Origin of the sequence: Gallicola sp. Sow4_E12 (genome assembly GCF_052116305.1) — a bacterium.
Taxonomy (GTDB): domain Bacteria; phylum Bacillota; class Clostridia; order Tissierellales; family Peptoniphilaceae; genus JBQKLI01.
In genome coordinates this window covers 26,038-34,411 of the sequence record NZ_JBQKLI010000021.1, presented here as the reverse complement: position 1 = coordinate 34,411, position 8,374 = coordinate 26,038, and the positions used below count along the sequence as shown (strand labels likewise).

At 38.1% G+C, this 8,374-nt stretch carries 9 protein-coding genes; 7 read left to right on the top strand and 2 right to left on the bottom strand.

Annotated elements, in window-relative coordinates:
• The first annotated feature begins 129 nt into the window (after positions 1–129).
• Both ACTQ46_RS09910 and ACTQ46_RS09905 read left to right on the top strand, forming a co-directional pair.
• Complete coding sequence (locus tag ACTQ46_RS09910) at positions 130–651, top strand: DUF4097 family beta strand repeat-containing protein (RefSeq protein ID WP_441749469.1); 522 nt, start codon at positions 130–132, stop codon at positions 649–651.
• Between the two features lie 101 nt (positions 652–752).
• A complete protein-coding gene (locus ACTQ46_RS09905) occupies positions 753–1,658 on the top strand; it encodes a DMT family transporter (protein WP_441749467.1) in 906 nt (301 codons plus the stop codon).
• Positions 1,659–1,833: 175 nt separating this feature from the next.
• On the opposite strand, the gene ACTQ46_RS09900 is transcribed toward ACTQ46_RS09905, so the two are convergent.
• Together ACTQ46_RS09900 and ACTQ46_RS09895 are read right to left on the bottom strand one after the other, a co-directional pair.
• Positions 1,834–3,189: a PFL family protein gene (locus ACTQ46_RS09900; protein WP_441749471.1), complete on the bottom strand. Its 1,356-nt coding sequence runs from the start codon at positions 3,187–3,189 to the stop codon at positions 1,834–1,836.
• A gap of 12 nt (positions 3,190–3,201) precedes the next feature.
• Positions 3,202–3,465: an ACT domain-containing protein gene (locus ACTQ46_RS09895; protein ID WP_441749465.1), complete on the bottom strand. Its 264-nt coding sequence runs from the start codon at positions 3,463–3,465 to the stop codon at positions 3,202–3,204.
• A 225-nt stretch (positions 3,466–3,690) separates the two neighbouring features.
• On the opposite strand from ACTQ46_RS09895, the gene ACTQ46_RS09890 reads away from it, so the two are divergent.
• The 5 genes from ACTQ46_RS09890 (at position 3,691) to ACTQ46_RS09870 (ending at position 8,347) form a co-directional block, all read left to right on the top strand.
• Positions 3,691–4,020 (top strand): 4a-hydroxytetrahydrobiopterin dehydratase, encoded by a 330-nt coding sequence (locus ACTQ46_RS09890; RefSeq protein WP_441749463.1) that lies wholly within the window; start codon positions 3,691–3,693, stop codon positions 4,018–4,020.
• Between the two features lie 133 nt (positions 4,021–4,153).
• Positions 4,154–4,657 (top strand): type 1 glutamine amidotransferase domain-containing protein, encoded by a 504-nt coding sequence (locus ACTQ46_RS09885; protein WP_441749461.1) that lies wholly within the window; start codon positions 4,154–4,156, stop codon positions 4,655–4,657.
• A gap of 871 nt (positions 4,658–5,528) precedes the next feature.
• Positions 5,529–6,683, top strand: a complete 1,155-nt coding sequence (locus ACTQ46_RS09880) for an ABC transporter substrate-binding protein (protein WP_441749459.1) — start codon at positions 5,529–5,531, stop codon at positions 6,681–6,683.
• 48 nt (positions 6,684–6,731) lie between these two features.
• Entirely contained in the window at positions 6,732–7,577 is an 846-nt protein-coding gene (locus ACTQ46_RS09875; RefSeq protein WP_441749457.1) for an ABC transporter permease, read from the top strand.
• Positions 7,578–7,585: 8 nt separating this feature from the next.
• Entirely contained in the window at positions 7,586–8,347 is a 762-nt protein-coding gene (locus ACTQ46_RS09870) for an ABC transporter ATP-binding protein (RefSeq protein WP_441749456.1), read from the top strand.
• The last annotated feature ends 27 nt before the right edge of the window (positions 8,348–8,374 follow it).

Below are 8,374 nucleotides of genomic sequence, written 5' to 3'. Positions count from 1 at the left end.
AACTAAATGGCAGACCAAGAAAATGCATAGAATTCAAAACACCTAAGGAAGTCCTTTTTAGTAGCTCACATTAGGTGTTGCATTTGAATTGACAATTCATCTACAAAAAAAGGAAGAGCTTCTTATCTCGTGCTGAATATTAAAATGCCGAAGGACAAAAACATCAAAATCAATCAAGATATGGGGATTGTAAATATTAAGGATGGAGAGTTTAACAGCGCTGTTTTGGATACAGACGCTGGGGCTGTGAATATCAGCGGAAGCCGAATCAAAGAGCTGACAAATAATATTGGCGCCGGACAATCTGAAATCAAAAATTCAGTTATGGACAAGCTTAATGTAATCGTTGAGATGGGTAAAATGGACATCAGCGGCAGCGAGATAAAAAACTCTGATATTACTGTAAAAATGGGAGAAGCGATTATCAGCAACAGTAATATGCTGGGAATGAATAATCTGACCGTGGAAAGGGGAAGTATCCGTGTTGATTTAAATCAAAGGAAAGATGAAATTGGAATTCGTTCAGAAACAGAGATGGGAAGTTTGTTATTGAATGGAGAGAAAATGGAGCTCAAAGAAAATCAGGCAGAATTCGACAATTTTCTGAATGCTCTTGTAGAAATGGGAGAGCTGGACATTAGAACAAAGTAAAGGATTAAAAGAGAAACAGATATTCTGTTTCTCTTTTTTCTTTAGAATATGATACTATGGTTGAGGATTTTTTATCAATTTTAGAATGAGGAGTAGAATTCATGAAAAAACCATTATTATTAGGGGTTGTTGCCTCTTTTTTCTTTGCCTTTACCTTTATCTTAAATAGAAGCATGAATCTGTCGGGAGGTCATTTTTTATGGAGTGCTTCTTTGAGATATATCTTTATGCTGCCGATGCTGGTGCTTATGCTGGCACCGAAAAAGCAGACGGGAGCTGTGTATGCTTCCATAAAAAAAGATCCGGTGTTTTGGCTTCTATATAGCACAATAGGATTCGGATTCTTTTATTTCTTTGTAACTTTGGCCTCTGTATTCGGGGAATCTTGGCTCGTAGCTGCATTATGGCAGCTGACGATTGTCTGCGGGATGCTCTTGACCCCACTTTTTGGAATGCCCTTGCCGAAAAAGCCTCTTTTCTTTTCGGTTCTGATTATCGTTGGTGTTTTTCTTCTTCAGATAGAAAACGCAACGACAGTCAGGATAGCAGGTTCCATAATGGCTCTTTTATCCATACTGATAGCTGCCTTTTCTTATCCTTTAGGAAATAGAAAGATGATGGAAAAAGTCGGAGAAGAACTGACGACAATACAAAGAGTTTTTGGAATGACGGTAATGAGTATGCCCTTTTGGCTGATCGTATCCCTCGTTGCTTGGAGTCAAGCAGGACTTCCTTCCCTAGGACAGCTGACACAGTCCTTCTTCGTAGCTCTTTTCTCAGGAGTGATAGCCACCGTTTTGTTCTTCCAAGCAACGGATCTTGTAAAGAAAAATCCTGTTCAGCTGGGCGTTATCGAAGCGACACAATGCGGCGAAGTTATCTTCACTTTCTTAATCGGAGTATTGGTTTTAAAAGATCCGGCTCCTCGGGCGATAGGGATTATAGGCCTTGTGCTGATTATTGTCGGAATGATCCTTTGTGCGATGGCGGGGGAAGGGGAAGAATAGTTTTAAAAGTTCCATTTCCGAAAATTATTTCAAGAAATCCACACCGACTGAAAGAAGTGTGGAAGTGTGAAAGAGGGGAGAGGGGAGTTGAGGTTGAAAAACTCCGCTAAACCCATATTTTCCTTTGTCATCCAAAGGCTATAAAAAAGAAATCCCGCAAGCAGGATTTCTTTTTTTAATTCTTAAAACTATGGATGGGAGCGGGGATTCTTCCGCCTCTTTTGATGAAGTCTTCGGAGCTTTCTTTGTGAACAGGCATAACAGGTGCAGAGCCTAAAAGTCCTCCGAATTCTACGCTTTCTCCTTGTTTCAGCCCGATAGCCGGTATAATTCTTACGGCAGTTGTTTTATGATTTTGTACACCGATAGCGGCTTCGTCTGCGATGATGGCAGAAATCGTAGCAGCGGGAGTATCTCCAGGGATGGCGATCATATCCAGTCCTACAGAGCAGATCGCAGTCATGGCTTCTAGTTTGTCTAAGGTAATCTGTCCTTTTTCAGCCGCATCAATCATACGATGGTCTTCAGATACAGGAATAAAGGAGCCGGATAGTCCGCCGATATGGCTGCAGGCCATGGCGCCTCCTTTTTTCACTGCGTCGTTTAAGACGGCAAGGGCTGCTGTAGTACCATGGGTTCCCACAACACCGAGTCCAAATTCTTCTAGGATTTCTCCTACAGAATCTCCGATGGCAGGTGTAGGGGCAAGGCTTAGATCCACGATGCCGAAGGGTACATCAAGTTTTTTCGATGCAAGGTTTCCTACAAGCTGGCCCATGCGTGTGATCATAAAAGCAGCTTTCTTAATCGTGTCCGCTACAATATCCAAAGGTTCGCCCTTTACTTTTTCGATGGCTCTTTTTACAACGCCAGGTCCTGAGATCCCCACATGAATAACCACATCATGCTCGCCGATACCATGATAAGCTCCAGCCATAAAAGGATTGTCTCCGACACTGTTGGCAAAAACAACCAGTTTCCCACAGCCGAATCCATGGGCATCCGCTGTTTCTTCGGCAGTTTCTCGGATGATTTCTCCCATAACTTTTACAGCGTTCATGTTGATGCCGGCCTTTGTAGAGCCTACATTCACACTGGAGCAGACTCGTTCTGTTTGAGCCAAAGCTTTTGGGATGGAACGGATCAGGTTAAGGTCGCTTTGTGTAAATCCCTTTTCAACAAGTGCAGAAAAACCGCCGATAAAGTCGATGCCGATTTCTTTTGCAGCTTTGTCTAGTGTTTTCGCAAAGGGAACCAGATCTTTTTCTCCAGAGGCTCCTGCGATGAGGGATATGGGTGTGACAGAAACTCTTTTATTGGTAATAGGGATGCCGTATTCTTCTTCGATTTGTGCAGCAGCTTGTACAAGTCCTCCCGCATTGTCAACAATTTTGTTGTAGATTTTCTCTCGGCATTTTTCTCCGTCGCTGTCGATACAATCCAGTAGAGAGATCCCCATAGTAATCGTTCGGATATCCAGATTTTCTTCTTCAAACATGCGTATGGTTTCAAGTATTTTTTCTCGGCCTATCATAAGTTCCTCCTATATCAGATGCATTGCATCGAAGGTTTCAGCAGCTTGGATGCGGATTTCGATATGCTGTTCTTTTCCCACTTCCGTCATTTTCTTTTGGATCTCGGAAATTTTCATATCCTCCGCTTCCACTAGTAGTATCATAGTGAAATACTTGTCCATAAGGGTTTGAGAAATATCAACGATATTGATATTAAACTCCGCCAGTTCTTTTGATACACAGGCGACGATCCCAGGGTGGTTCTGCCCGATAACCGACATTATTGCTTTCATTTGTTGCTCCTTTCTGTTCGAAACAGGCATTGTTTGTTAACGATATATCTGTTTTCATTATACTCCAATGATAGTTTAAGGGAAATAATAAGAAAGATATTTGGATAGATAAATTAAAACTGTTAAGAAATTTACTTAAACTTATAAAACAAAGATAATAAAGAAGATCTTTTATCGATAAGTTCTTTGGAAAAGGGTATGAATGATTTTAAAGGAGGGATTAAGATGACAAAACTTTCAGAAGAAAAATGTGTACCCTGCAGCGAAGGAGCAGATCCTTTAAAGCATGGAGAGATTGAAGAACATTTAAAAGAAGTAGAAGGATGGGAAAATATCGACGACAAGAAAATCGAAAAAGCCTTCAAATTCAAAGATTTCGCCGAGGCTCTTGATTTTACAAACAAGGTTGGCGCCATCGCAGAAGAAGAAGGTCATCATCCAAACATCCATCTATCCTGGGGAAGGGTAAAGATTCAGCTTTATACAGCAAAGATCAAAGGTCTTCATTTAAATGATTTTATATTGGCAGCAAAAATTGATGAAATAAAACTTTAAAAAGGCAGGTTTCCCTGCTTTTTTATATGTAAGAATAGTAGAATATAAGGATTTAATTTTTAAAATTATTTTTCTTGGGTAAAATAAATACTGAAGGCAAAATCAGATCAAGAGAGAACCGAAAGGAGATTTCATGAAAAAGATATTAATTTTTACAGCAGATGTATTTGACGATAGAGAGTTTATATATCCATTTTATAGAGTGCAGGAAGCAGGCTACGAGGTAGATGTTGCCGGCCCTGAAAAAGGAAAGTACAAAAGCAAAAATGGATTTGAAAACGAAGCAAATCTTGCATTCTCCGATGCGAAAACAGAGGACTACGATGCACTGATTATACCGGGAGGTTATGCACCGGATAAAATCAGAACCAGCGAAGATGCCCTTCGTTTAACAAAAGAATTTAAAGATGCAGGAAAACCTATCGCTATGATCTGCCATGCAGGTTGGGTAGGGGCTTCAGCGAATGTGATAGACGGAGTAAAGATGACATCCACTCCGACAATTAAAGACGATATGATAAATGCAGGAGCAAACTGGGTAGACGAAGAAGTTGTTGTAGATAAAGGATTTATCACTTCCAGAAAACCGGAAGATCTTCCAGCCTTTATGCAGGCGCTTCTTGTAGCTTTGCAATAAGAAGAATTTAATAAGTTTAAAAAGACGGCGGAAGCCGTCTTTTTTATATCATAAAATTTGAGGCTAGTGAAATATATCAATAAATCAAGAAAGTGAAAACCTCTTATTAAGATTTTGGTAAGTATAATAATATTATCAAACTGGCAAGAAAGTAAATAAACATAATATAGATAGTACTTCAAGGAAAAAGAAGCTTGAAATATATAGAGTTACATTCTATATAAGGATAGAAATATAATTATGGTTTTTAAGTATATGAAAAAATTAATGTAACTTTGAAGCCAAGCTAACAAGGATATAGAGAGACGATAGAAAGTCCGATTAGTTCTGTATTAGGAGCTTGATATTTGTCGTACTCACTGGTAAGGGTCATGTATTCAGTTATATGAACTGGGATAAAGTTTATAGGGTGAGAGAACGGTATGCCTATTTTTTCTCATAATCATTCAGGAAGTAAATTTTCCTTGAGCCGTCATGGATGTGGATTCCGGACTATTTTGTCAGATATCTGGACGTACTGTATAATTTTTTCTTCCATTTAATAAAACTCCTTCCAAATTCAAATTTTTATTACTTATTTGACTCTTGCTCTGAGTATATATTTAGAACAACGCGAAATATACAATAAATAAATCAATGTAAAAATTTTGCATATAATTTAGGATAAGGGATATTCCTTCATAAGGAAGTTTTGTTTTATTAGAATATACTATGTTGATAAATTTCTGTTTCTAGGGTTAATATCGGTGTTATATCACATCAGAACTATAGGAAAAGCAATAATAAACATCTTGCTATAAACGAACGTTCAATGTATAAATATTAAATACAGTGGAAATAATAAAACATATTATTTTAGGAGGAAAGAAAGATGAAAAAGAAAAAATGGAATCTTATACTCTTGCTTATGCTGATGATGTTTACAGTTACGGCATGTGGGGGCACAGCGGAAGAAGCGAAGCCTACTGCAGAAGAGACTGCTACAGAAGAAAATGCAGAAATTCCAGAGCTAACAGTAGGATGGAACAATGAATTACATACTGGTAATATGCATCTTGCATTTTTAAAACCAGAACTTTTTGAAAAGAATAATATTCACTTGAAACCGGTAAATGATCAGCAGCTCGAATTAATCAAAGATGGAAAAACGATCGCACGTATTAATTTCACATTAGTAAAAGGAGCTTCAGAATCTGTAACAATGATGACTCAGGGGCATATGGATATGGCATATGGATCAAGCACTGCGTATATGACTGCTTATGACTCTGGGCTTGACTGCAGTATCCTTTGTCCAGTACAAAGTGGAGGAGTTGCGATTGTTGCTGAAAAAGATGCTCCTTATAATACATTTGAAGAATTATGCGATCATGCCAAAGAAACAGAAAAGCCAATTACTGCCGGTTATCATTCGCCTATCAGCAGTCCAAGAATTGTATTAGAATATGCGTTAAGAGATCAAGGAGTAAAGGTTACAGAAGATACTGCCGACCATGAAGCGGATGTAGTTATGTCAGACTTAAAAGGTCTTAGCAATTTAATACCTTCTATGAGCTCAGGGCAAGTAGAATTATGGGCTGGTCCTGTACCTAATCCTCAAAATGCTGAAGCACAAGGAATTGGTAAAATAATAGCTACATTAGATCAGCTACCAGAAGGTAAATGGGTGGATTTCCCATGTTGTACTATGAATATTCGAAATGATGTGAAAGAAAAATATCCTGAGGTAGTAGAAGCTTTAGTACAGGCAACTACCGATATTCATGATTATGCACAAAATAACAGAGAAGATACAGCAGAAGCTCTAACAGAATTCTTTGGATTAGAAAAAGAAGTTTTAATGGAGAACGATACAACTTATTCTACTAAAGTAAATGATCAGTTTATAAATGGTATGAAAACATATTATGAAGCTATGTCTGAAATGGATAAATTTACAGGGCGTTTAAAAGATCGAAACTTTGATGACGTATTAAAAGAAGTATTTGATTTTACCTATGTAGAAAAAATTAATCCTGCTGAATAATAGAATAAAGGAGGTTGAGGGCTTTCGTTAAAGAAAGCCCTTTTTAAGATGAAAACGAAGAAAAGTAACTATTTACGAAAGCTTAGTTCTATCATCCTACCAATTTTATTCTTGATATTTTGGGAGTTGATCTCTAGGAGAATTGGAAATGAAGCTGTACTTCCTTCTGTTACAACCATCGGCAAGCATTTTTTACAGCCTTTCGCTGATGTAATCGGAATAGGAAGTATTCCTAAAAATATATTATATAGTTTGATCCGTGTGTTTATAGGCTATATTTTAGCGATCCTTATTGGAATTCCATTAGGTCTTTTAATGGGATATTTTGACTCTATCCGGTATCTTTTTGAAAATTTTCTATCGCTTTTTAAACCTGTTCCTGCTATTGCATGGCGTCCATTAGTGTTAGGATGGTTTGGGATAAGCAGTTTAGCTACTGTACTGGGCATGGAATATGGTGCTAATTTTGCTATTGTAGATAATTTTAAGCTTTCTATGATTTTTTTAATTGTATTAGGAGCCTTTTTTCCGATATGGGGAAATACAATGTTCGGTGTTGCGAACGTCAGAACGGCCTATATTGAAAGTGCAAAGGTGCTTGGGGCAGATCAAAAGGATATTTTTTTCCATGTATTGATGCCAGCAGCAGGACCGAATATCTTCAATGGACTTCGCTCAGGACTAACAGCGGCATGGGCATGCCTTGTGGCAGCCGAAATGCTTCCAGGAAGTATGGCAGGACTAGGATATTTAATCACTCATGCCTATGAGTTGTCCAGAATGGATTTGGTTATAGTTGGAATTATATGTATAGGTTTTATAGGAGCGGGATTTGATGCGATATTCCGAGTAATAGCAGACAAATATTTTTCATGGCAGAGAAATGTAAAGTGAGGTATTCAATGGATAAAAATATCTATAGGATTGCTGGTGTTAAAAAATCCTTTGAGGTCGATGGTAATGAACTTAGGGTAATTGAAGAGGCTAATATAACAATAGAAGAAAATGAATTTGTTTGTTTAGTAGGACCGTCCGGCTGCGGAAAGTCTACATTGTTAAGAATGCTAGCTGGACTCGATACACCTACAAAAGGAACGATCTTCTTTAAAGATCATCCTCTTTGTGCACCAACCAAAGATATTGGCATGGTCTTTCAAAACTATTCCCTTATGCCTTGGCAGAATGTGGAGGATAATATCGCTTTAGGTTTAAAATTCCAGGGAGTTCCTAAAGAAAAGCAGAAATTAGTTATTGATGAATATTTAGATATCATTGGACTAACAAAATTTCGGAAGTCCTATCCTCATCAGTTATCTGGAGGTATGCAGCAAAGAGTTGCTATTGCTAGATCTTTAGCGAATGATCCGGAAGTTGTATTGATGGATGAGCCATTTGGTGCGTTGGACGCCCATACAAGGATTCAGCTTCAGAAAGAACTTTTAAGGATCTGGGAAAATCATAAAAAGACGATTATTTTTGTTACTCATAGTGTAGACGAAGCGATCTATTTAGCAGACCGTATTATTATGATGAGCAAAGATCATGGGAAAATTGAAGCAGATATCCCTGTTAATATCCCGAGAGTAAGAGAACGCTCCGACCCGAGATATGCAAAACTAAATCAAGCTCTGCTAGAAAAACTAGAAGTCTTAAATGAGGTATAAGAAGAGTGTATGAGATGAAAGACTGTC

Bases quoted from the DNA above. Each gene is read 5' to 3' on its own strand.
- ACTQ46_RS09870 (WP_441749456.1), top strand. From the start codon at position 7,586: ATGGATAAAAATATCTATAGGATTGCTGGTGTTAAAAAATCCTTTGAG.
- ACTQ46_RS09890 (WP_441749463.1), top strand. From the start codon at position 3,691: ATGACAAAACTTTCAGAAGAAAAATGTGTACCCTGCAGCGAAGGAGCA.
- ACTQ46_RS09905 (WP_441749467.1), top strand. From the start codon at position 753: ATGAAAAAACCATTATTATTAGGGGTTGTTGCCTCTTTTTTCTTTGCC.
- ACTQ46_RS09875 (WP_441749457.1), top strand. From the start codon at position 6,732: ATGAAAACGAAGAAAAGTAACTATTTACGAAAGCTTAGTTCTATCATC.
- ACTQ46_RS09885 (WP_441749461.1), top strand. From the start codon at position 4,154: ATGAAAAAGATATTAATTTTTACAGCAGATGTATTTGACGATAGAGAG.
- ACTQ46_RS09880 (WP_441749459.1), top strand. From the start codon at position 5,529: ATGAAAAAGAAAAAATGGAATCTTATACTCTTGCTTATGCTGATGATG.
- ACTQ46_RS09895 (WP_441749465.1), bottom strand. From the start codon at position 3,465: ATGAAAGCAATAATGTCGGTTATCGGGCAGAACCACCCTGGGATCGTC.